Origin of the sequence: Lentibacillus sp. L22, assembly GCF_040812445.1 — a bacterium.
In the GTDB taxonomy this organism is placed as follows: domain Bacteria; phylum Bacillota; class Bacilli; order Bacillales; family Amphibacillaceae; genus Lentibacillus_C; species Lentibacillus_C daqui.
In genome coordinates this window covers 38,533-61,733 of the sequence record NZ_JBFNXI010000019.1, presented here as the reverse complement: position 1 = coordinate 61,733, position 23,201 = coordinate 38,533, and the positions used below count along the sequence as shown (strand labels likewise).

Sequence of the window (23,201 nt, the reverse complement as noted above, 5' to 3'; positions counted from 1 at the left end):
CAAACTTTTGATTTGCTTGGAACCTTTTTATTTACTATTTTTGGCTAGTTATGTCCCAGCCTCTTTCTCCTTCAATATTGGATTCATTTTCTTTCTCATATTTGGCACATCGTGTGGCGAGTAACACGAAATAACTCAGCATGGAGAAATATAAGGATATAACAAACGCATGCATTAAAGAAATTCCCAAATTTAGCTGGGTGAAAATGACCATGGCTCCAAAGAAGACCTGTAACACGATTAATGACATTGTGGCAACCCAACCCCAAAACATAACCCGGTTTTGCCGGTAATTTTTGATTACTCTAATGAATAGTACAACTGTCCAAATAAACAAGATACCAGCAAACAGTCGATGCCCCATTTGAACCCATTGAACAAAATTTAACGCTGCCAATGGTTCATCATTTCGACAAAAAGGCCAATCCCCACATACTAAGCTGGCATTCGTATGTCGAACAAGCGCACCGGTATAAACGACGATTAACGTATAAATCGTAATCATGTAAATTTCGATACGGTGCCGCTTGGCGATGTGAAGTGAGGCGGTATCGAATTTTTTGTCAACCTCAAAAATTAATAACATAAGTAGAAAAATCGCCGTAAACGAAATAAGCGAAATCCCAAAATGGGCTGCCATTACGAAGTCGGATTGATTCCAGATCACTGCAGCAGCACCAATGAGCGCCTGTAAAATCAGAAAGAAACTGGACATGAACGACAGAAATTTTACTTCCCGAATATGCCCAAGATATTTCCATGATAAAAATGATAGTAATAGCACAACGACACCCATAATACCGGATATCATTCGATGGCTAAGCTCTATAACAAGTTCCGGTGTAATATCCGTTGGCATGAATTTGCCTTCACACAATGGCCAGCTTGCACCGCAACCCATACCTGAATCTGTTTTTGTTACCAAAGCCCCTCCGATCAGAACAAAGACCATCCCAAGTGCGGAAACGACTGATAGCCATTTTAGTATTCGTATCATACATAATGCCTCGCTTTTAATCAGATAAAATATACAATAACAATATAGTAATACTAAAGAGCTGTTGATAGCAATGTTTATTCGACAAATAACACATAATTGTCATCTTAACATGGTATAGAACCGTTTTCACCATGAAAAATAAAAAAACCTTGCAAAAAAGAACTTTGTTTGCTAGAAATATTGTAGGGGATATTTGTTAAGATTTCCATCACGGTACCTGGTTCTGTTACATAAATGTTAGTTTTTACCAATGAAGGTGTCATGCCTTTTATTATTTTTGCCCATCGTTCACAAAGTTGTCATTTTTATTAGTGCAAAAATGAAAGGAACCACACGTAGTGAGATAGAATGTAATACAATTCCATGGTACAATTAGGATAATAGTTTGGATACTTTAGGGAATATTAGTGATATCGAATGTTCAAAGAAGAAGATTAATCTGATTTGAACAGGCTCCGATAGCTGCACCCTCTAAGAGTATTGATGTACAATTATGCCTTTTTGCGGGGAATCGGAAGGGGGGATATAGTAATTTGAATAAAGCAGAAACAACAACTTCACAAATAATGGGGAAGCTTGCTGACGCCGGGAATGTGGATTCGACATTTTTTTCCGATATGAAGTCGCTTGCGAAAATGGGTATCGTCAATTCTAATTTAATTACTACATTTACCGGATTTTGGCTGGCATTGCATTTTACCGGCGCCAGCTTTTGGGGTAATTGGCACGTTTTTCTGTTAACCATGGCAGGAACCGCGTTGGTCATTGCCGGCGGCTGTATGTTGAACAATTGGTATGATGTTGATATCGATCCGGTCATGGCACGGACCAAAACGCGTCCGACCGTTACGGGATCTATTAGCTTAAATCAGGCATTGACAATGGGAATTATGTCCACCGCTCTCGGTATTATTTTATTGCTTTTCACAACGTTTACGGCTGCTATGTTTGCCTTGTTTGGCTGGCTTGTATATGTCGTTTTTTATACGATGTGGACAAAACGAAGATATACCTTGAACACAGTCGTTGGAAGCTTTTCCGGTGCAGTACCCCCATTAATTGGCTGGGCGGCTATTGATCCTGATCTTCACATCGCAGCAATCGTGTTGTTTTTGATTATGTTTATCTGGCAAACACCACACTTTCTTGCATTGGCAATGAAAAAATGCAAAGAATATAAGGCTGCAGGTGTCCCAATGCTTCCGGTTGTTCATGGATTTGCATTTACAAAGCGGCAAATGGTTGTATATACGGCATGTTTATTGCCACTGCCATTTTACTTATCATCACTTGGAACAACCTTTTTGGTGATTGCGACATTGCTTAATGTCGGTTGGCTCGTACTGGGTATTGGCGGATTTTTTATGAAAAGCGATCTTAAGTGGGCAAATTTGATGTTTATTTATTCATTAAATTATTTAACCATTCTCTTTTTACTAATGGTTATTGTCACAATTAATTTCCCCTTCAGTTGAACAACGTTTTTGATAATGTCCTTAAATAATTTTTAAATAAGGAAGAAATAAAAGAGAAAGAGAGGTATAAATACATGAAAGGTTGGATGGGAAAATTCAGGGCGTTAAGTTTGTTAGGCTTACTAGCTCTCGTATTAGCGGGATGTGGCAGAGAAAATTTAACTGCCTTAAAACCAAAAGGGTATGGTGCAGAGACATCATTACATTTAATTATCCTGACAACAGTTGTGATGTCTTTGGTGCTTTTGGTTGTTGCAATCGTGTATATTACCGTATTAATTCGTTTCCGTAAGAAAAAAGGAAAAGAAGATTTTATCCCTAAACAGGTAGAAGGGAATAGAACATTGGAAACGGTCTGGACGATTATCCCGATTATCCTTTTAATAATTATTGCTGTTCCGACAACAATAGCAACATTTGATCTGGCAAGTACAAAAGGTGAAAAAGATCACTTGAATGTGGAAGTTACCGGAAACCAATATTGGTGGCATTTTAATTATAAAGGAGAAGATATTCAAACAAGTCAGGATTTATATGTTCCAACTGGCGAGAAAGTATATCTGAATATGAAATCGTCTGATGTCATTCACTCCTTCTGGGTGCCAAGTATCGCAGGTAAAATGGACGTGAACCCGGAAAACGAAAATACAATGTATATTGAGGTCAATGAAGAGGGCGTTTACTGGGGAAAATGTGCTGAGTTTTGTGGACCTGCCCACTCCTTGATGGACTTTAAAATTATTGCTGTAAGTCCGGATAAGTTTGATCAATGGGTAAGTGACATGAAGGACGTTGATCCCGATGCTGTTGCCGGTAGTAAAACGGCGAAAGAGGGAGAAAAATTATTCCAGGATAACAACTGTATGGGATGTCACGCAGTTGGCTCATCACCGGTTCAAGTAGGTCCAAACCTGACTGATTTCGGTAACCGTACCAAAGTTGCCGGGGTATTGGACAATACGAAAGAAAATGTTGTCGATTGGATTATGGACCCTGATTCGATTAAACCGGGAAACAAAATGTCTGGTAATTATCCAGAGCTTTCAAAAGATGAAGCAAGCAAAATTGCAGATTATCTCATGGAACTAAAACCTTCAAAGGTTACACCGGAAAGTGCCGGTGAATAAGAGATAAAGACAACATTTTAAAGGGATGGAAAATGTATAAGGGAGGTTAAAGTAGTGAGTATTGCAGCTACTCAAAAAAGGGGCTTTGGCGCTGTATTATGGGATTATTTAACGACTGTCGATCATAAAAAAATTGCGCAATTATATTTGATTGCCGGTGGTATATTCTTCCTGTTCGGCGGAATCGAAGCCATGTTAATTCGTATTCAATTAATTAAACCAGATAACGATTTTGTTAGTGCTGGTACGTATAACGAACTCATTACCATGCACGGAACAACGATGATCTTTCTAGCAGCTATGCCGTTAATATTTGCTTTAATGAATGTGGCTGTTCCACTACAAATTGGTGCAAGAGATGTGGCGTTTCCATTTTTAAATTCATTGGGCTTTTGGTTATTTTTGTTTGGTGGATTGATTCTTAACTGTAGTTGGTTCCTGGGAGGCGCTCCTGACTCAGGATGGACTGGATATGCCCCGTTATCAACTACTTCGCCCGGACACGGTGTCGATTACTATGTTATTGGGTTACAGATTGCTGGTGCGGGTACATTAATCGGCGGTATTAACTTTCTTGTTACTGTTGTTAATATGCGGGCACCTGGGATGACATATATGCGGATGCCTTTGTTTACCTGGGCAGCATTTATTGCAAGTGTGTTAATCTTGTTTGCATTTCCAGCTTTAACGGTCGGCTTGTTTCTGCTTATGTTTGACCGTATGTTCGATACAGCGTTTTTCGATGTATCGTTAGGTGGTAATACCATTGTTTGGCAACACTTATTCTGGGTATTCGGACATCCGGAAGTTTACATTCTGATCTTACCGTTATTCGGCGTGTTTAGTGATGTATTTTCAACCTTTGCGAAAAAGCGTTTGTTCGGATATACTGCAATGGTATTTGCAACAATACTGATCGCGTTCCTTGGTTTTATGGTTTGGGCTCACCACATGTTTACCGTTGGTTTAGGGCCTGTAGCAAACACCATTTTCTCTTTGGCTACAATGGCAATTGCTGTTCCAACCGGTATCAAGATCTTTGGCTGGCTTGCCACATTGTGGGGCGGAAATATCACGATTAATTCCGCGATGCTATGGGCACTGGGTTTTATTCCATCATTTACTATAGGTGGAATGACCGGGGTAATGGTTGCAACTGTTGCCGCCGACTACCAATACCATGATACGTATTTTGTTGTTGCACACTTCCACTATGTTATTGTTGGAGGTACAATCTTTGGTATTTTTGCTGGTTTACATTATTGGTGGCCGAAAATGTTTGGCCGAATTTTACATGAAGGATTGGGTAAACTAACATTCTGGACATTCTTTATCGGATTCCATTTGACTTTCTTTATCCAGCATTTCCTTGGTTTAATGGGTATGCCACGCCGATATTGGGTGTTCCACGCCGGTGACCATTTGGAAACAGGTAACTTAATCAGTACCATTGGTGCCTTATTTATGGCGTTTGCGGTTATTGTGTTTGTCATTAATGTGATTGTCACAGCCCGTGGCCCAAAAGCGCCGGACGATCCATGGGATGGACGTACGCTGGAGTGGGCAACTGCATCACCACCGGCACATTATAATTTCAAACAAACACCGCTTGTGCGTGGACTCGATCCGTTATGGATTGAAAAAATGGACGGCAATGGAAAAATAACACCAGCTGAACCATTGGGTGATATTCATATGCCGAACGGTTCATTCTTGCCATTCCTGTTCTCGTTGGGGTTATTTATTTCCGGCTTTGGTTTCATTTATCAAACGGACAATAAAGCATGGCTTATCGTGATGATCGGAGGCTTGGCCTTTTCAGCAGCAATGATGTTCGTTCGATCCATGAAAGATGATCTCGGTTACCATATCACGAAAGAAGAACTTGAAAGGGAGGCTGATTAATATGAGTCACGATCATACGTTAAATCCGGAAACCATGCCACATGAGCCGGAAAAAGCCACCCTTGAAGGTAAAAATAAATCTGTAGGATTTTGGTTCTTCCTTGGTGGTGAAACAGTTCTATTTGCTTGCTTATTTGGAACATACTTGGCATTGCACAATTCAACAGCGGATGGCCCTTCCGGTAAAGACATATTTGGTTTAGGGCTGGTATTTCTTATGACCGTTCTGTTGCTGACAAGTTCACTTACAAGTGTTTATGCGATTTACCATATGAAAAATAATGCCTATGGAAAAATGGTTCTTTGGCTTGTCATTACCATTATTCTCGGGTTTGGATTTGTGGGCTGTGAACTTTACGAGTTTACCCATTATATTACGCATTATGGCTTTTCATTCCGCTCATCAGCATTTGGTTCATCGTTTTATGCACTGTTGGGCTTTCATGGCGGGCACGTGATATTCGGTCTGTTTTGGGCCATTTCCTTGTTGGTACGTAACGCCAAGCGTAAATTGAACTTGTACAATGCGCCAAAATTCTATATCTGGAGCCTGTATTGGCACTTTATTGATGTTGTTTGGGTTTTCATTTTTACCGTAGTATATCTAATGGGAAAGGTGGGTTAATCCATGACAGATAACACTGGTTCCAAACTAGAATCGTTTCGCAGACAAAAGAATAAAGAGGAGATGCAGCAGCAATTAATCAGTTTTGCGCTCATGATTGCATTTACCATTCTTGCTTTTGTTGTTGTTCTGACGGGAATGGATAAGATAATTGCAATTCCCATCCTTATAACACTTGCGGTCGTTCAGGTTGGTTTTCAATTTTATTATTTTATGCACCTGAAGCAAGAAGGTCATACAATGCAATCCGTGATGATTTATGGTGGCGTTTGGGCTGCATTATTGGCAATTGCTGGCCTGGCGTTAACCACCTGGTGGTGAGCGCTAAACAAAAGACTGGGATTATTTCCTGGTCTTTTGTTTTTCCAAAAGATTTCTCAGAACTGATCTTCATCATTTTTGTTCTATTTTTGTCACATCAAAATATGTTTCATTTTGCTAAAATACGTTATAATAATGATAGATGCCATTTAGTATGGAGTGAGTTAAGATGTGGTTGGAACTACAAATATTTGGTTTTCGGGCCTTGTGGAGTCCTTATTATATGATCTTTATAGTCGGACTTTGTTTGGCCTATTATTTAATAACCATTCGTTTTAGACATCGTTTTGGTGTGGAAGAAAAACCAACCGGAAAACAGCAGATCATGTTTTATGTGGGCATGTTGCTTTTATATGTGGTAAAAGGCAGTCCGATTGATCTATTATCCCATATCATGTTGACGGCACATATGGCTCAGCTGGCTATTTATTTTCTCGTGTTTCCGATTCTCATGATCAAGGGAATTCCAGTTTGGATTTGGAATTGGTTTGTCCATTTACCGGTAATACACCCAGTTCTTAAATTGTTGACCAAACCGATCATCTCATTATTACTGTTTAATACATTATTTTCGCTTTATCATATACCGGCAGTCTTTGATTTTTCCAAAGAATCGCCTGTTGCACATACAGTGTTCGGTTTGATTATTTTGGTCGCAGCGTTTATCGTGTGGTTCCCGGTTTTGACACCGTTAAAAGAATTTAATAAGCTTTCTCCAATACTCAAGATCGGTTATATTTTCGCCAATGGTGTGCTCATTACACCAGCTTGTGTCCTTATTATTTTTGCGGATGCTCCGTTGTATGCTGCTTATTCAGAGAGCGGGGCATGGATGCAGGCATTGGCATTATGTGTTCCGGGGGATGTAATGCAAGGTTTAACAACATCTACCATTACGGGACCGGAAATGTTCTCGCCAATGAGTACGATGGAGGATCAGCAACTTGGTGGTATTATCATGAAGCTTATGCAGGAAATCACCTATGGAATCATTCTGGGTCGGGTGTTCTTTTCTTGGTTCACAAGGGAAAGCCTTAAGGTGGATCCATTACCAGACCCGCATCCGGATGGTGCCAGATCGTAAGCGATTATGCTGCTGAAAGCTGTAATCTAAACAACTGGATTACAGCTTTTACTTTATCGAAGTGTTACTGGAGACGAACAAAAGTGGGGAATAAAGAAACCCCTGCTGATTAAGTTTCACTTTATTTTATTGTAGGAAAGGAAATAGATAAATGCCATTTTTGCCAACACTAAGTACGTTTTTTATTGTTTTAAGCGCCATTTTAGTAGCGATTGGCTGGGTGCTAATTGCAAAAGATAAACGAAAGGCACACAAATGGACGATGATTTCCGCGGCCATTAGCGCATTGCTTTTCTTTATTATTTACGCTTCCAGAACAGTGTTTATTGGCAATACCAGTTTTGGCGGACCGGAAAATATTAAAATATATTATACTATTTTTTTGATATTCCACATATTTTTAGCAACGGTCGGTGCCATTTTTGGAATTGTAACCATAACACTTGCCTTAAAACGGAGAATACGTATCCACAGAAAGATAGGTCCGGTTACGAGTATCATTTGGTTTTTTTCAGCAATCACCGGGGTTGTTGTTTACCTGCTTTTGTATGTATTTTATAAAGGTGGAGAAACAACAAGTATGCTTAAGGCTATACTAGGTATTTAGTAAAAGCTGGACATAAAAAGGTGTGAGAGCAACGGTCGCTTTCACACCTTTTAAATGTTTTTGTGCAGTTTATTTTTTATATTGTTCTATTTCTTGTCCTACTTTTTCAACAAGTCCCTTCGCACGCTCAATCAGATTTTGCGGGAAATTTTCTTCTTCGCCGTACTCAACCCCATGTGGATAGTAATGTTTGCCAAGCAGTGGGGTCATTAGTTTAATGACAGCATTCCCGCGATCCACGTCCCCTTCAAGAGCGTATCCTTGAATACGTATGTAATATGTAATATTTTTCTCCTTGGAATTAATCTTGTAATCGTACGTGACACGCTCATAATCCCATTGACCAGCGCGAATGAAAGCATGTTTTCCCATTAAGTGATCCAATGGTTTTAAATCAACAACTGCATCTTCTATTCCAGTATTTTCAAATCTCATGTTTTACACCTCACTCAATTATCACTCACTAAAACAATAATAGTACGAAATCCCGTCAGTTGCAAATTAAAGCGGTTTTTTTCGGTGTTTTTATTTTGTTTGTTATAATTGTAGGGACTAAATATAATAAGTCTGTTTTTAAAATTTAAAGTATCATTTTTACGTGGGCTTTGCAATAAAATGCAATCAAGGCAGAATAGGTCGACGAAGGAATATAATGAATGGATATTAATTATTGAAGGGAGCAAAGCTATGCGTCTTATTCGGGCATTTATCGCTTTTATCATTCTTTTTGTGCTGGCACTGGGTGGGTTTTATCTGTTAGCGAAAAACGACCTGACCCCGGATGAAGCAGTTCATGACATGGGCAATATGTTAGATCAGAAAAAGAGTATGACGAAATCAAAATCGGTTCCGGAAAGTAAATTGTCTAAAATAACGGTAAAGGGCGATCTATTTCAATGGGTCGGAAAAACAAAGGATCAATTAACTGAAAACTTTGGGAAACCCGTCAGAATCGACAAAAGTGCATATGGATACGACTGGTGGGTGTATACAGATAAACAGGATCAATATATTCAATTTGGCGTTGAGGACGATAAGGTTACTACCGTCTATGCCACAGGAGACGATCTATCAATCGATCCCATTTACGTTGGTCAATCGTATGATGCGGTCAATGAGCAGTTTTCCTTCAAAAAAGATATGACATATAAAGACGGTGTTAAAAGCTATACCTTTCATTTAAACGATGAGGATATGAAAATGCGGCCGTTGGCGAAAATAGCGGATAATCTGTTTGTTCAGTGCTATTTTGATACCTTTACCGATAAGTTGTCCTCGATTCGTATTTTAACAGCCGATAGTCTATTAAAGCAACGAGCATACCAAATCGAATATCGTGGTGGATTGCCAGATGTGCCGGAATTATCGGACAAAGAATGGCAAGAGGTTGAATCAGGCATGGAACAGCAAATTTTTGATATTACAAATGTCATGCGCAGTCAGTTTGATAAATCAAAAGTAGCGTGGAATAAAACTGTCAGTGAAGTTGCCTTTCTTCACAGTGAGGACATGTCAAAAAATGATTATTTCTCCCATTATAGTAAAAATGGCAACGGCCTTAAGGAACGTTTGGCAGAGAAGAAAGTTCATTATGCAACTGCAGGTGAAAATATCGCTGCCCAATATCCGGATGCACCAGCCGCGATGGAAGGCTGGCTGAATAGTGAAGGTCACCGTAAAGCATTATTAAATGATGATTATACGCATTTAGGTGTTGGCGTGTATCATTTGTATTACACACAAAATTTCATTGAGATTCCGTAAATCTGACTCTGTTTCTTAGAACAAATTCGTCAGGTCTCTCCTTTGTTTTTTCTCACAGAAACTGGGGCGGTGTCATAAATTAATAAGTAACAGATACTGTCGATGAGGTGAGAACAAATGGAAGATAAATTACATCCGACGGTTCGGGAATTTAAGGATTTTTTGTCAAGACATCCTGGATTAGTAAAAGACATCAGGAAAAGCGGAAAGTCCTGGCAAGAACCATACGAAAAATGGGTGTTGCTTGGTGAAGACGATCCATATTGGTCCCAATACAAGGAAATGGATGAAGAAAGTGATAGCAAAAGTACCGAGGAACAAGGAAAATCAAAGCAATCTGAACTATTTGGCCAATTAATGAAAATGGCGGAAAAGGTCGATATGGATAAGGTCCAACAACAGGTGACACAGCTGAGTTCGACGATTGCGACCGTCCAGGAATTAATTGGTCAATTTCAAGAAAATAAAAAGTCAACTCCTGAACCTAAAAATCAATCCAGCCCATTTAATAATTGGTTTCGGGATTAAGAGGTGAAATAGATGCAGGCTGTATGTTATCAATATTTATGTTCACGTCCCGAGTTATTGCGTTTTGTCCGACTGAATCCGATATGGTACAGGTATCTTGCAAGGGATCCAAAAAACTTGTCCGAACTGGAGACAGCCGCTAAACAATTTTATGGAAAAACATTTTCGCAGCGACTTGAAAAAGTTGGTGATTCCGTACAAATGGCGAGGATGCTGATGCAATTTGCCGATTCGATGAGGGATTGACCAGCTTTAATAATCCACCGATCCATGTTATGATAGCGGTGGAGGTGACTCATATGATTGGAACGATGGAGTATGTAGACATCCTTGACCGTGCTGAATCTCTTGGCCAGATAGTTCTAAAATCGGATGTGATGGAAGCTTACATGCGATCCCGATATGAGATGGAAAATAATAAAGAAGCACAGCAGTTAATTCAAGCTTTTACCAATATAAAATCCCATTATGAGGATGTACAACGGTTTGGAAGATACCATCCTGACTATAATCAGATAATGAAGCAGGTACGCCAAACAAAACGGGCAATGGATATGCATGAAAAAGTTGCTGCATATAAGGTTGCTGAACGAAACCTGCAAAAACTGCTCGATGAGATTAGTCAGTATATTGCAGAAAGCGTAAGTAAAGATATTAAGGCGCCAAAAGATGGTGCAGCATTAAGTGATGGCGGCTGTGGTAGCGGCGGAAAATGCGGTTGCCGTGCTTCGTGATCATTGGATCAAAAGCTAATATCACTTGCCCAGCCAGGTTGCAAGGGAGGGCTATCATTTGCAAACAAAACGTCAAGGAATAATAGTCTGGTTTCAGCATATGAAAAACTTGAGACAGATTAAACGGTATGGACATATTATTTATGCTTCCAAGAAATTAAAATATGCGGTTTTATATGTGAACCAGGAGGACGTGGAAGATACCGAAAAAAAACTGCTCAAATTAAATTTTGTGTCAAAGATTGATCGATCGCATAAGCCCTTTATCCGGACAAACTTTGAAAACGCCAAACCTGATAAAGCAAAGGAATATGATTATAAAATGGGAATATAGGACCCCTACATAGGGTTATCGGACAAAAAGAAAACCTGCAGAAAAACTCTGCAGGTCTTTTTGCTTTCTGTTCGAAAACAAAAAGGCAAAGGGAGAGGAGAAACCGGAGGAAGAACTTATGGGGAAATGTAAGTCTTCTCCGTGTTTTGAAACAACCAAGCTAAGTATTAGCTGTCTCGTTATGTTATTATGGACGATAAGAAAAAATATATACATGTTACGGGAATTTTTTCTCGAATAAATGAATACGGGTCAGACTAGTAAAGGCTAGCAAAAAACAACAGTCGCTTGATCGATTATTTTGTGGTAAAATGTCGGGGACAAGCTTTTGAGGTGGTAATAATGAGAGTGATAGCAGGCGCGAAGAAAGGTCGCCAACTGAAAGCGGTCCCGGGAACATCTACCAGGCCTACTACTGATAAGGTGAAAGAAGCGGTGTTTCATATGATTGGCCCGTTTTTTTCTGGAGGTTTGTGTCTCGACTTATTTGCCGGCAGCGGATCATTAGGGATTGAAGCACTCAGCAGAGGAATGGAAAGAACCGTTTTTGTTGATAAAGATCCTAAGGCGATTCAAACCATTAGGCAAAATTTAAGGACAATGGAATTGGAGCAAAAGGCGGAGGTGTTTCGTGCCGATGCGTATCGGTCACTACAGGCTGTCAAAAAAAGAGAGCTGCAATTTGCTTTGATTTTAATTGACCCGCCATACAAAAAGGCGGACTACTTTCAAATTCTACATACGATTGAATCTTTGGAGTTAATAAACGGTCATGGTATTATTTATTGTGAGCATGATACAGTGGCTTCTATGCCAGATGATCTGCGGCACTTCTCCATTTTGAAACAGGAAAACTATGGAGGAACCACCGGCGTTACTATTTATCAACATACTTAAAAAATCTGCAGGCTAACGTTAAGTTTAATATGTTGTACATTCAGATTGAGGTTACTTCTTCATATAGCGTCCATTTAAAAAATAGGAGAGATGTAGATAAAATGAGCAGGTTAGCAATTTGTCCGGGGAGTTTTGACCCGGTTACATATGGACATTTGGATATCATTCAGCGTGGGGCGAAAATTTTTGATCACGTGATTGTCGTTGTATTTAATAATCAATCTAAGGCACCATTGTTTACCGTTGACGAACGGATCCAGTTATTACAGGAGACCACGAGGGATTTGTCAAATGTTTCTGTTGACTCAAGTGCTGAATTATTAATTGATTATGCCAGAGAGCAGCAAGCCCAGGTTATCTTACGTGGATTACGTGCTGTCAGTGATTTTGAATATGAACTGCAAATCACATCCATGAACCGAAAGTTGGATAAAAACATTGAGACATTCTTTATGATGACCAATAATCAATACTCTTTCCTCAGTTCGAGTATTGTCAAGGAGGTTGCGAAATATCAAGCGGATGTTTCTGACATTGTGCCAAAAGTCGTGGAAAATGCCTTAAAAGCCAAATTCGACGTATAAAATAATAGATGCTGCAGCCTGGTGCTGTAGCATCTATTTTACTTAACCTTATTTGCTAGTCATATTTCGTCGGTATAGAAGCAAGGCAGATATTGCTAAAAAAATGATCGTGGTAATTGGGCCGGTATGGGTTAATATATTCCTTGCCATTATCCAGAAATTTTGGGTTGCATCGGCTGAAACCGGTGTGCTTTCCAGTTCAAACGCTTGTCGGTTTACGTACAATGGTTTATATAAAATAATGGTTAAGATACTGGCGAAAATAGCGTGCAGAAAACGAGCGAAAAAATATGGGGCAAAACGAATATCTGTTTTTGCAATAATACTGGATACCTGTGCTTGTACAGATAGTCCATGAAAGCCAAGAATAAAACTGACAATGATCATCTGGGCGAGCAGGTTATTAATCGAGATTTGTGATATCATTTGTGATCCTAAAGTAATTTCGAATAACCCGGATAAGAATGGCAGTGTTAATTCTACCGGGAGCATGAGAGCCTTGAAAAGTAAATCGAATCCGCTGGCAATAACCGGGGAGATGCCCAGGATGAATAATAGCTTCGTGAATACAGAAAACAAGATTATAAATCCGCCAACCATCACCAGTGTTTTCACAGAATTGAGTACAGCATCGCCGATAACCTGTCCAAATGGACGTGGATCATTTAAACGGGTACGATGCATTTCCTTTAGCGCGCGTTTTAAGGATACCTTATTTTTTCTGTTTGTTTTTTTCCCTTTTTCACGTTTCCTGCCGTAAAAACGCATGCAAAACCCGACTAATGCATTGCCAATATAATGACACGTAATCAGGAGAACACCAAGTTTCAGGTCATGAAACAGTCCGCCAGCGATAACACCAATAATGAATAAGGGGCTGGATGCGTTGGTGAAGGTGACAAGCCGCTCCGCCTCAATTTGGGAAATTTGTTGTTCTTCCCGTAAATGTGTTGATATTTTCGCTCCGGTCGGATAACCACTGACCATTCCCATGATCCAGGCAAAACTGCCGACTCCGGGTACATTAAAAATCGGACGCATGATTGGTTCGCAAAGTACGCCAATAAAATTAACTACACCGAAACTAATTAATAATTCAGCAATAATGAAAAATGGTAATAATGTTGGAAAAACACTTTCCCACCATATGTTTAGTCCACGAATACTCGCCTCGGAGGCTTGATCGGGCACCGTTAATATGGCAAATGCAATAAAACCTGTAATTCCGGCCAAAACAAGTGTTTTTATGATTTGTTTCAATGTTAAGCCCCCTAGTGAAGTCCTGGCTCTGTACTTCTCTTTTTATTAGTAGTAAAATATTTTTTAGTTCTTCTGTCCAAGGATGGGAAAAATTTAATCATTTTTGTACGAGTCTATATCAATATACGCGTATACCCCCGGCATTTATGCCATACACTTTTTATATATATAAAAGAAATATCCTATGAAGCGCGTGTTTAAAGTGTCATTTTTGCCCGGCTTTTTGAACATCCTCTATGAAAGGAGCTATACTTTGAAATTTACCAAACGCCACTTACTATATTTACTTATTGTAATTGCTGTTGCCTTTTTTTTATCAGCGTATAAGCTGCCATATTATATTTATAAACCAGGTGGGGCAGATCCCCTGAATCCAATTGTTTCGGTTGAAGGCGGCTACAAAAGTGCTGGTGATATGCATTTGGTAACGGTGAGGGGAGGGCAGGCCACACCAATCCAATATGTTTTTGCCAAGCTATTACCACATAATCAGGTTGTACCGTTGGAAGAAGTGCTACCGAAAGGAATTGATGAAGAAGAATATTATCACGCACAGCTGCAAATGATGGAGAGCTCACAGGAAGCGTCCACTGTGGTTGCATATAAAGCCGCGAATAAGGAAATTCATATTACATACAATGGCGTTTATGTTGCCGGGGTGATGAAAGGGTTACCTGCCGATGGTAAATTGAAAATGGGCGATCGTATTACCAAAATAGACGGAAAAGGTATCAAAAAAGCGGAAGAACTGACTTCCTATGTGACCAGTAAACATGGAGGAGATACGATTTCACTGACATTGGTACGGGATGATAAAACATTAACGAAAGAGATTACGCTTAAAAACCTTAAAGAATTGGACGATAAGCCAGGTGTCGGGATCCAATTGGTGACAGACCGCAATGTCACGGTTAAACCGAAAGTCAAGTTTTCCAGCGGAAGTATTGGTGGACCAAGTGCAGGGCTTATGTTCTCACTGGAGATATATGACCAGTTAACCAAAGAAGATTTGACCCATGGTTACCAAATTGCTGGAACTGGGGAAATTGATTACGATGGAAATGTTGGAAGAATCGGGGGGATTGATAAAAAAGTCATTGCCGCAGATAAAGAAGGATGTAAGGTGTTTTTTGCACCAAATGAACATGGAGCCAAGAATTCCAACTATAAGGTAGCGAAAAAGACTGCGGATGAAATTGGTACCAGTATGAAAATTGTCCCTGTGGATACATTCGATGATGCTCTGAAGTATTTAGAGAATATGAAATAGATGTATGAAAAGGGAGCTGGAGAGGCTTGATCAACGTTGCTCCCAGCTCCCTTTCCTATCCCATTATTGGTGGCTGCAATTCTTGATTACGCATGGATTCCTGGACCATTGCCGGGAGTATACTGTAATAGGCGGCACTTGCCTTTTCCTCCATATGAAGCAATGGATGCATTTGGCGACTCAGATTGGTGAAGATCGGTATATCCATTTGTTTTTTGATACGGTTTAAATATTTTCTGCCGGTTTGTGTAAGACCCAGCAGGCGAACATAAGGAATAGAAGAACCATTTTTAAGTCCAGACATATCGTGTTTTTTAGTGTTGGTCAGCAGGTGAACGAACATTCGCTGCAGTCTTGTCCAGGTGTACCGTTTCGTTTTGATTGCCTCCACCCATGATTCAAAAGAAACAGCAGCTTTTGCCGTTTTTTTGAGCCGGTATTCCAGTCCTTCATCAACGCCTTGGATCGTAGCCAATTCTTCTTCTGTCATGGTTAGGACACGATAATGCAATAATGGAAAATAAGCCTCCCAATGATGCCAGCTAGTCGCTATATTTTTATAATCAATCAGTTGTTCTCTGGTTATCTCAGGGATTGCTTTAGTGACATCTTTGGTAAAGTTACTGGCAAAAAGCTGTCTGCGAATACTCGTTGCACTGGCAATTGAACTTGTAATCGCTTTATCGTGGTAACCACTTTTACGGCGCTTGATGGTTACTGGCTGAATCGCTAAATTGTTTTTCATAATTTCTTTTACATAGCTAAACCCTAAAATATTATTTGGCTTCGTTAAATCAATCCGCGTTTGTTGTAAACCAATACTTTGATAGGCTACACGGCTTGCTTCCGGATAAGAAAGCCCCGCTGCCAACTGCTGTTTCAGGCTTTCATCAAATCGTTCTTGTTTGCCGGTAAGTGTATGATATGCTTGAACAAAGTCATCCGCATTCCCGGATTCACTACCAAAGCAAATGGAATCAACTCCTAAAGCATGCAACGTCAGGACTGAACCCTTGGCGAATAAATCACTGCTTTGTACGGCAAATGCATAGGGAAGTTCGGCAACAATATCAATCCCACTATTAATTGCAGCTATTGTTCGATGAAACTTGTCGATAATGGCTGGTTCCCCACGTTGTAAGAAATTACCACTCATTACCGCGATCATACATTCGGCATTCGTGATCTTTTGTCCTTCTTTCAGATGATACTGATGCCCGTTATGAAACGGATTATATTCAACAATCAGCCCACATGCTTTCATCTATTCCACTCCTATGGTTAGTATGTTACCATTAAGTTTAGCAGAAATTATGAATAAGCGCATCATGGGTAAGCTAGTGGATAGTATAAGTGATCTGTAAAGAAAATATGTTGACAAAAGTCCAGTTTGCTTTTAAAATTACTTTTGTTGCTCTTTCGAGGTGATGAAGATGAAATTCTCAGTTAGTCGGATCAAACAAGGTACTTATAATGAACCATTTGAATTCGACAATATGGTTGATGTTTCTGAATTGGAAACAATGAACAACGACATTCGCGAAATTGGTTCGGTACATGTCTTTGGAGAATGTACATTACAAGGAGAACAGCTTATTTTCACGTTTACCATCAAGGGTACAATGATTCTTCCTTGTGCACGTACCTTGGTAGATGTACCTTATCCGTTTACCATAAAAACGGATGAAGTATTTACACTTTCCAGATATTATGGGAAGGAAGAAGAGGAAAATGAAATTCATCCAATTGATGGAGAAATACTTGACTTAACTCCGTATATAAAGGAAAATATCATATTAGAGGTTCCGTTTCGTGTGTTTTCCGATGATGCAGATGCCATGGAGCATGCTCCGGCAGAAGGTGAAGGATGGACTTTAATTTCGGAAGAGAACAAAGAAAAACCGGTTGATCCGCGTTTGAAAAAACTGAAGACCTTATTGAATGATAATGAGAAGGAAAAATAGGATTCGTTTATTTGAAGGAGGTGTAAGTCATGGCAGTACCAAAGAGAAGAACTTCCAAAAAAGTGAAAAATCAGCGTCGTACTCATAAAAAATTACACGTACCTGGCTTGATAGAATGCTCAAACTGTGGCGAATTGACAAAACCACACCATGTTTGCCAAGCATGTGGGCATTATGATGGTAAGGAAGTTGTAAGCAGCCTGTAATGGGCCAAGCAGATCACTAACATTAGTGGTCTGTTTTTTTGTCTAGGTTGTCCTTCTTTCAAATGGGCGCTTGCGCCTTTGTTAAAAAAATAGTTAGTCTATCACTCCTATTTATTGCATACATTTTTTATAGCAATGGTGAAGGAGGGGTGTTATGGAGGCGACACGACAGGATGCTTGGACAAAAGACGAAGATATTATCCTGGCCGAGACCGTGATCCGTTATATTAGAGAGGGAAAAACGCAACTAGAGGCGTTCAAGGATGTGGCTAAGCAATTATCGCGCACATCCGCAGCTTGTGGATTTCGCTGGAATGCAACCATCAGGAAATCATATCAGGATGCGATTCAGCAAGCCAAGGTGGAGCGTAAACAGGCAGGTAGGAAAAAGAATGTTGTTGACCCATCAGAAAATAATGAAAAAGATACGATCGACACAGCGATATCATTACTTGAAAAAATGAAAAGGAATTATTCGATGGAAAATCAGCTAACACACCAGGAACAGGAAGAAATTATTGCCCATTTAAAAAAGGAAAATGAAGCATTGAAAACAATGAACCAGCGTTATCATGAAGCATGGAAGGAAATGGGGGAGCTGTGGGATTGGGTAAACAATCAAAGAGAAACATGAGTCATAATCAAGCCGTCTTGCATTTTCCAAATGAATAGTTGGCAAACCAAAAAGACATGAACAGATTTTTATCATTCATGTCTTTTTCTATGCTTCTTATCTCGATTCTTTTTCGTGTACCCCTTCAGGCATCCAAATTAATGGATTCTCGCCAAAATCACGTTCCATTTCGTATTTTGCCTTTTTGAAGTTCATTTTTTCCCAAAAACCTTGAGAGTTGATGAGAGGATTGGTTTTAATAGGCATATTTTCCTGTTTCGCAAAATCGACCAATGCTTTTCCGAGTCCTTTTCCGCGATAGCCTGGCAGAACTTCCAGTTTCCACAGAACTAAATAGTCTTGGGGAGGTTCGAAATATTGGTCATGTTTCTTGTCTACCTTGTACAAGCTCATACGGGCAGCTAATGACTTGCCATAATAAATCCCGTAGAATGGTGACTCACTATTGTTTTCGACGATATTGTTTCGAAGATCCTCCAACATGGAAAGTTCCTGGTTGCCATAGGCTGAAAATCTTTCAAATTCCTCTAATGTTTTATAATTGATTAACAGCCTCTCCACTTTTATACTGCTCATTTATATTTCCCCCTTGTCAAAAAACTAACTTTTCATATATATACATTATAATATAAATAGGTCATGAATGAAATAAAACCGGTTAACACAAAAAACTAAATGCCATTGTATGGTTATGACATCCGCCTTTCTTAAACAGATGAGATGAAATTATTGGTTAGTTTCTGTACAATACATATTGGATAATAGTGCGTGTTCAAAAAGGAGGATAAAAAGGACCGAGAAGTTCTGAGCGGCGTAGCTTTGAGCACCGGAGTGTACATAGAAGGTACATGAGGAGCGGAAAAGCAAGCCAACGAGCTTTTCAAATGAAGGCCAACTAAAAACGGGCTTGCGCTCAGGCGTCGGCATACCCCTTTTGCAGGGGCATGTCATTTTTACCGGACTTTTTGAACATCCTCTAATATTCAATTATGTTTAAAGGAGCACGAAACAAATGCGAATCAACCCTATTCCGATACAGCATCAATCGAAATTAATGAACGATTATCGAAATAATGAAACGAAAATTATGGATTTTTTTGATTATCATCCATTTCAACAATCAAGCTACCAACAAAGGGTGCAGGATTTACGAGAACGGTTCTTTAACAGAGAACAGTTAACCGAAACGTTGACAGCGATCAATAGACAGTGGGATGCTCCTGAATCAACCTATCAAAATATAAAAAAATTACGCCAAGACAATAGTGTGGTCGTTATCGGCGGTCAACAGGCAGGGTTGCTAACCGGTCCGATGTATACAATAAATAAAGTAATCTCGATTATTCAGCTGGCACGTCAACAAGAAAAAAAATTATCTGTTCCCGTTGTACCAGTATTCTGGATTGCCGGTGAGGATCACGACTTTGAGGAAATGAATCATATTTTTCTACCGGAAATCCCCCAAATGAAAAAATATAAATTGATGCAACAGGTTGTTCAGAAAAAGCCAGTATCGGCAATCGCAAAGGACGATGAATATGCCAAGCAGTGGATAAATCAGATATTCGCCCAATTGCAGGAAACAGAACATACGAAACCATTGTATGATACCATTACAAATTGTTTAAACCAATCGACAACATATGTAGACTTTTTTGCGCGAGTTATTTTTGAACTGTTTTCCAAAGAGGGTGTGGTACTGGTCGATTCCTCCCATCCGTTATTACGGAAACTGGAGCGTGACCACTTCACAACGATTGTAGACAAGCAAATGGAAATTAGCAGGGGAGTATATACAAATGAGCAGCGTTTACGGCAATTGGGATATACTACCTCATTGGGAGTCCAGCCGGAAGATGCCCACTTGTTTTATCATTACCAAGGGGAGCGAATTTTGCTAACTAGAACTGAAACCGGTGAATGGGCGGGAAAACAGAATGAAGTGTCGTTAACAACAAATGAGATGTTGGAAATCGCTGAAGGGCAACCAGAGTTATTGAGTAATAATGTGGTAACGCGACCGTTGATGCAGGAGTTGCTTTTTCCGACGCTGGCGTTTATCGGCGGTCCCGGTGAGGTCAGTTATTGGTCTGTCTTAAAACCCGCATTTCGCGCGTTTGAAATGAACATGCCGCCGGTTGTACCACGTCTTTCATTTACAATCATTGAACGACATGTAGAAAAGCTGCTGCATAAATATGGTCTTAAAGCAGACGATGTTGTGAACGATGGAGTTACAGAAGCACGCGGAAATTGGCTGGCCGCACAGACTGATCCACCAATTAAACATATGATAGACCATCTCAAACAAGCGATTGCACAAGCCCACAAACCATTGCAGGATGTATCGCGTGGGATTCGTGCTGATTTAGGCGATTTGACTGATAAGAATTTACATTATTTATTCCGCGATATTGATTTTTTGGAAAGTCGCTTGTGTAAAGAAGTGGAAGCTAAATATACAAAGGAACTGCATGAATTTGATGTGATTCATGCGACATTACATCCGAATAATGGATTGCAAGAACGCGTTTGGAATCCATTGCCATGGCTGAATTGGTACGGCAGTGGTTTTATTGAAAAAATGACGGAAACTCCCTGTTCATTTACAGAAGAACACTATCTCATATATTTGTAGTGGAAGAGAGTTGGGATGCGATTCAAAGATCCCCCCACTTTCCTCCACCAGTCAAAAAAGCTGTTTTCTAAAGCATGAAACAACACGATTATTTGTGAAACCAACAATGGAAAGTATCCCCACTCCATTGTTATCACGGATAGAAAGTGTGATGTTCATGCAAAAGGAAAACAGCTTTTTTGTGCATGAAGAATATTTGTTTCTGAGACTATTATCCCTTTTTTTATCTGCAGGTAAATTTTTAAAAAAATGGAGTGGTGAATTGTGGGGGGATGTGGTAAGATAGAAACATGAAAGTGGGGAGAACCATATGTTCATGGGTGAGTTTCAACATAACATTGATACAAAGGGAAGAATTATTGTTCCCGCCAAATTTCGTGAAGAACTTGGGGACAGCTTTGTTATCACACGCGGACTGGATAAGTGCCTGTTCGCTTACCCAATGAATGAATGGAAACTGCTTGAAGAGAAATTAAAAAAACTCCCACTAACAAAAAAAGATGCTAGAGCATTTACCCGTTTCTTCTTTTCAGGGGCGGTAGAATGTGAAATTGACAAACAGGGCAGAATAAATATCCCACAGCCATTAAGAAATTACGCAGCATTGGATAAAGAATGTGTGGTAATCGGCGTTTCCAACCGGATTGAATTCTGGGCAAATGAAAGCTGGGAAGACTATTTCAATGATTCTGAGGAGTCATTTGCCGAGATCGCCGAAAATTTAATGGACTTTGATATTTAATAACAAATTTATAGGAGCAGATGATGGAATCTACACAATGGTTCCCAATCCAATCCTTGATTCTGACCATTGTCGAAGCAGGTGAACACAACATGTTTAAACATTACAGCGTATTAAAAGAGGAAGCAGTAAAGGGATTATCAATCAAGCCAGAAGGTACATATGTTGATTGTACAGTCGGTGGTGGCGGACATGCTGAACAAATTGCCTCCAGATTGACAAAAGACGGGTTACTGGTGGCTTTTGACCAGGACATAGATGCATTACGGGCAGCGGAAAAACGGCTGACACCATACCTTGATCGGATTCAATTTGTTCATGCAAACTTTCGGCAACTTGAGGGAAAAATTGATGAACTTGGGATCAATCATGTAGACGGGATCTTGTTTGACCTTGGTGTTTCATCCCCGCAGCTTGATAGAGGGGAAAGGGGATTTAGCTACCAGCATAATGCAGAGTTGGATATGCGGATGAACCAGGACCAGAAGTTAAGTGCCTATACCATTGTCAATACCTGGCCGTATGCACAATTAGTGAAAATATTTTTTGCTTACGGTGAAGAAAAATTCGCCAAACAAATTGCCCGAAAGATCGAGTCTTATCGTGAGACAACGCCCATCCACACAACCCATCAACTAGTCGGAATTATCAAAGACACAATCCCGGCAGCTGCTCGCAGAAAAGGCGGACATCCGGCAAAACGCATATTTCAAGCATTACGGATCGCTGTAAATGATGAGCTGACTGCATTTCTTGATGGGTTGCATCAGGCGGCACAAGTTGTCGCTATACATGGCAGGATTTCCGTCATTACCTTTCACTCACTGGAAGATAGACTATGTAAACAAGCTTTTAAAAAATGGAGCACACCTAAAGAAGTACCGAGAAATTTACCAGTAATTCCTGAAGATCATCAAGCACCATTTAAATTAATTACAAAAAAGCCAATCAATCCTGGTGAACAGGAACTGCAAGCCAATCGCCGTTCCCGATCAGCTAAATTACGTATCGCAGAAAAAGTTAGCGCATGGAACGATCAATTTACTTATAGAGAAGGGTGGAAGAAATCATGAGTGTAAATCATGCTCATAAATGGGAACAATCTTATCAAACACAAACAACAAAAGAAAAACAAATTAAAGTCGTACGTAAAACAAGCTGGGTTACCAAAGGAGAAAAATTATTATATTCTGTAGCGAGCGCATGTCTACTTGCTGCCGGGATCTACATGGTTTCTTTTTCATCCTCAACAGATAGCCTCAATAGGGAGCTGCAAACACTTGAGAACAAAGTGCAGCAGAAAGAGGTTAAAAATGAAGGAATGCTCTCTGAAAAGAAAGAATTATCCAGACCGGAACGAATTACTTCGATTGCCAAAAAACATGGATTAAAAATTCAGGATGCAGAGGTTAAGCATGCAAGTGCATTAAACAATTAACATAATGAAAGGGATATGCTAGAATTAAATCGCTAAAGCCCATTTGCATTTATCAGGGTGTCTG

General features: G+C 39.8%; 27 protein-coding genes. 22 read left to right on the top strand and 5 right to left on the bottom strand.

Annotated features, from left to right (window positions below; translation table 11 throughout):
- Positions 1 to 34: 34 nt before the first annotated feature.
- Complete coding sequence (locus tag ABRT01_RS10460; RefSeq protein WP_367747033.1) at positions 35 to 997, bottom strand: COX15/CtaA family protein; 963 nt, start codon at positions 995 to 997, stop codon at positions 35 to 37.
- Positions 998 to 1,533: 536 nt separating this feature from the next.
- Between ABRT01_RS10460 and cyoE the strand changes: the two genes are divergently transcribed.
- From cyoE to ABRT01_RS10425, 7 genes are all read left to right on the top strand, one after another.
- Complete coding sequence (gene cyoE / locus ABRT01_RS10455) at positions 1,534 to 2,475, top strand: heme o synthase (protein WP_439649393.1); 942 nt, start codon at positions 1,534 to 1,536, stop codon at positions 2,473 to 2,475.
- Positions 2,476 to 2,549: 74 nt separating this feature from the next.
- Complete coding sequence (coxB, locus tag ABRT01_RS10450; protein WP_269409381.1) at positions 2,550 to 3,602, top strand: cytochrome c oxidase subunit II; 1,053 nt, start codon at positions 2,550 to 2,552, stop codon at positions 3,600 to 3,602.
- A 54-nt stretch (positions 3,603 to 3,656) separates the two neighbouring features.
- Positions 3,657 to 5,507 carry a cytochrome c oxidase subunit I gene (gene ctaD / locus ABRT01_RS10445; RefSeq protein WP_269409380.1) on the top strand — a complete coding sequence of 617 codons (1,851 nt, stop codon included), beginning with the start codon at positions 3,657 to 3,659 and terminating at the stop codon, positions 5,505 to 5,507.
- 1 nt (position 5,508) lies between these two features.
- Positions 5,509 to 6,132 carry a cytochrome (ubi)quinol oxidase subunit III gene (locus tag ABRT01_RS10440; protein ID WP_269409379.1) on the top strand — a complete coding sequence of 208 codons (624 nt, stop codon included), beginning with the start codon at positions 5,509 to 5,511 and terminating at the stop codon, positions 6,130 to 6,132.
- Between the two features lie 3 nt (positions 6,133 to 6,135).
- Positions 6,136 to 6,453, top strand: a complete 318-nt coding sequence (ctaF, locus tag ABRT01_RS10435; protein ID WP_269409378.1) for a cytochrome c oxidase subunit IVB — start codon at positions 6,136 to 6,138, stop codon at positions 6,451 to 6,453.
- Between the two features lie 169 nt (positions 6,454 to 6,622).
- The gene (gene ctaG, locus ABRT01_RS10430; RefSeq protein WP_269409377.1) at positions 6,623 to 7,537 is read left to right on the top strand and encodes a cytochrome c oxidase assembly factor CtaG; all 915 of its coding nucleotides are present in this window, start codon (positions 6,623 to 6,625) and stop codon (positions 7,535 to 7,537) included.
- Between the two features lie 151 nt (positions 7,538 to 7,688).
- Entirely contained in the window at positions 7,689 to 8,144 is a 456-nt protein-coding gene (locus ABRT01_RS10425; RefSeq protein ID WP_269409376.1) for a DUF420 domain-containing protein, read from the top strand.
- 69 nt (positions 8,145 to 8,213) lie between these two features.
- Here ABRT01_RS10425 and ABRT01_RS10420 read toward each other — a convergent pair whose 3' ends face one another.
- Positions 8,214 to 8,579: a YugN family protein gene (locus ABRT01_RS10420; RefSeq protein ID WP_269409375.1), complete on the bottom strand. Its 366-nt coding sequence runs from the start codon at positions 8,577 to 8,579 to the stop codon at positions 8,214 to 8,216.
- Positions 8,580 to 8,831: 252 nt separating this feature from the next.
- Here ABRT01_RS10420 and ABRT01_RS10415 point away from each other — a divergent pair, with 252 nt between their 5' ends.
- The 7 genes from ABRT01_RS10415 to coaD all read left to right on the top strand — a co-directional run bounded on the left by ABRT01_RS10415 (position 8,832) and on the right by coaD (position 12,985).
- Positions 8,832 to 9,908 carry a CAP domain-containing protein gene (locus tag ABRT01_RS10415; protein WP_367747028.1) on the top strand — a complete coding sequence of 359 codons (1,077 nt, stop codon included), beginning with the start codon at positions 8,832 to 8,834 and terminating at the stop codon, positions 9,906 to 9,908.
- 117 nt (positions 9,909 to 10,025) lie between these two features.
- A complete protein-coding gene (gene ylbD / locus ABRT01_RS10410; RefSeq protein WP_269409373.1) occupies positions 10,026 to 10,436 on the top strand; it encodes a YlbD family protein in 411 nt (136 codons plus the stop codon).
- Between the two features lie 12 nt (positions 10,437 to 10,448).
- Positions 10,449 to 10,682 carry a YlbE-like family protein gene (locus tag ABRT01_RS10405; protein WP_269409372.1) on the top strand — a complete coding sequence of 78 codons (234 nt, stop codon included), beginning with the start codon at positions 10,449 to 10,451 and terminating at the stop codon, positions 10,680 to 10,682.
- 53 nt (positions 10,683 to 10,735) lie between these two features.
- Complete coding sequence (locus ABRT01_RS10400) at positions 10,736 to 11,170, top strand: YlbF/YmcA family competence regulator (RefSeq protein ID WP_269409371.1); 435 nt, start codon at positions 10,736 to 10,738, stop codon at positions 11,168 to 11,170.
- A 58-nt stretch (positions 11,171 to 11,228) separates the two neighbouring features.
- Entirely contained in the window at positions 11,229 to 11,504 is a 276-nt protein-coding gene (locus ABRT01_RS10395; RefSeq protein ID WP_269409370.1) for a YlbG family protein, read from the top strand.
- A gap of 342 nt (positions 11,505 to 11,846) precedes the next feature.
- Positions 11,847 to 12,401, top strand: coding sequence for a 16S rRNA (guanine(966)-N(2))-methyltransferase RsmD (gene rsmD, locus ABRT01_RS10390; protein ID WP_367747024.1), 555 nt, complete (start codon positions 11,847 to 11,849; stop codon positions 12,399 to 12,401).
- Positions 12,402 to 12,502: 101 nt separating this feature from the next.
- On the top strand, positions 12,503 to 12,985 hold the full coding sequence (gene coaD / locus ABRT01_RS10385) for a pantetheine-phosphate adenylyltransferase (protein WP_269409368.1): 483 nt from the start codon (positions 12,503 to 12,505) through the stop codon (positions 12,983 to 12,985).
- 48 nt (positions 12,986 to 13,033) lie between these two features.
- On the opposite strand, the gene ylbJ is transcribed toward coaD, so the two are convergent.
- Positions 13,034 to 14,245: a sporulation integral membrane protein YlbJ gene (gene ylbJ / locus ABRT01_RS10380; RefSeq protein ID WP_269409367.1), complete on the bottom strand. Its 1,212-nt coding sequence runs from the start codon at positions 14,243 to 14,245 to the stop codon at positions 13,034 to 13,036.
- A 253-nt stretch (positions 14,246 to 14,498) separates the two neighbouring features.
- Here ylbJ and ABRT01_RS10375 point away from each other — a divergent pair, with 253 nt between their 5' ends.
- Positions 14,499 to 15,515 carry a SepM family pheromone-processing serine protease gene (locus ABRT01_RS10375; protein ID WP_269409366.1) on the top strand — a complete coding sequence of 339 codons (1,017 nt, stop codon included), beginning with the start codon at positions 14,499 to 14,501 and terminating at the stop codon, positions 15,513 to 15,515.
- 55 nt (positions 15,516 to 15,570) lie between these two features.
- On the opposite strand, the gene ABRT01_RS10370 is transcribed toward ABRT01_RS10375, so the two are convergent.
- Positions 15,571 to 16,779 (bottom strand): nucleotidyltransferase, encoded by a 1,209-nt coding sequence (locus tag ABRT01_RS10370; protein ID WP_269409365.1) that lies wholly within the window; start codon positions 16,777 to 16,779, stop codon positions 15,571 to 15,573.
- 169 nt (positions 16,780 to 16,948) lie between these two features.
- Here ABRT01_RS10370 and ABRT01_RS10365 point away from each other — a divergent pair, with 169 nt between their 5' ends.
- The 3 genes from ABRT01_RS10365 to ABRT01_RS10355 all read left to right on the top strand — a co-directional run bounded on the left by ABRT01_RS10365 (position 16,949) and on the right by ABRT01_RS10355 (position 18,319).
- On the top strand, positions 16,949 to 17,479 hold the full coding sequence (locus tag ABRT01_RS10365) for a YceD family protein (RefSeq protein WP_269412556.1): 531 nt from the start codon (positions 16,949 to 16,951) through the stop codon (positions 17,477 to 17,479).
- Between the two features lie 29 nt (positions 17,480 to 17,508).
- Positions 17,509 to 17,685, top strand: a complete 177-nt coding sequence (gene rpmF / locus ABRT01_RS10360) for a 50S ribosomal protein L32 (RefSeq protein WP_269409364.1) — start codon at positions 17,509 to 17,511, stop codon at positions 17,683 to 17,685.
- Between the two features lie 154 nt (positions 17,686 to 17,839).
- Positions 17,840 to 18,319, top strand: coding sequence for an RsfA family transcriptional regulator (locus tag ABRT01_RS10355; protein ID WP_269409363.1), 480 nt, complete (start codon positions 17,840 to 17,842; stop codon positions 18,317 to 18,319).
- Between the two features lie 96 nt (positions 18,320 to 18,415).
- On the opposite strand, the gene ABRT01_RS10350 is transcribed toward ABRT01_RS10355, so the two are convergent.
- Positions 18,416 to 18,895 (bottom strand): N-acetyltransferase, encoded by a 480-nt coding sequence (locus ABRT01_RS10350; RefSeq protein ID WP_269409362.1) that lies wholly within the window; start codon positions 18,893 to 18,895, stop codon positions 18,416 to 18,418.
- A 436-nt stretch (positions 18,896 to 19,331) separates the two neighbouring features.
- Between ABRT01_RS10350 and bshC the strand changes: the two genes are divergently transcribed.
- The 4 genes from bshC to ftsL all read left to right on the top strand — a co-directional run bounded on the left by bshC (position 19,332) and on the right by ftsL (position 23,137).
- Positions 19,332 to 20,957 carry a bacillithiol biosynthesis cysteine-adding enzyme BshC gene (bshC, locus tag ABRT01_RS10345; RefSeq protein ID WP_269409361.1) on the top strand — a complete coding sequence of 542 codons (1,626 nt, stop codon included), beginning with the start codon at positions 19,332 to 19,334 and terminating at the stop codon, positions 20,955 to 20,957.
- A gap of 310 nt (positions 20,958 to 21,267) precedes the next feature.
- Positions 21,268 to 21,699, top strand: a complete 432-nt coding sequence (gene mraZ, locus ABRT01_RS10340; protein ID WP_269409360.1) for a division/cell wall cluster transcriptional repressor MraZ — start codon at positions 21,268 to 21,270, stop codon at positions 21,697 to 21,699.
- A 92-nt stretch (positions 21,700 to 21,791) separates the two neighbouring features.
- On the top strand, positions 21,792 to 22,772 hold the full coding sequence (gene rsmH, locus ABRT01_RS10335) for a 16S rRNA (cytosine(1402)-N(4))-methyltransferase RsmH (RefSeq protein ID WP_269412555.1): 981 nt from the start codon (positions 21,792 to 21,794) through the stop codon (positions 22,770 to 22,772).
- Complete coding sequence (gene ftsL / locus ABRT01_RS10330; RefSeq protein ID WP_269409359.1) at positions 22,769 to 23,137, top strand: cell division protein FtsL; 369 nt, start codon at positions 22,769 to 22,771, stop codon at positions 23,135 to 23,137. Before rsmH ends, ftsL begins: the two co-directional genes overlap by 4 nt.
- The last annotated feature ends 64 nt before the right edge of the window (positions 23,138 to 23,201 follow it).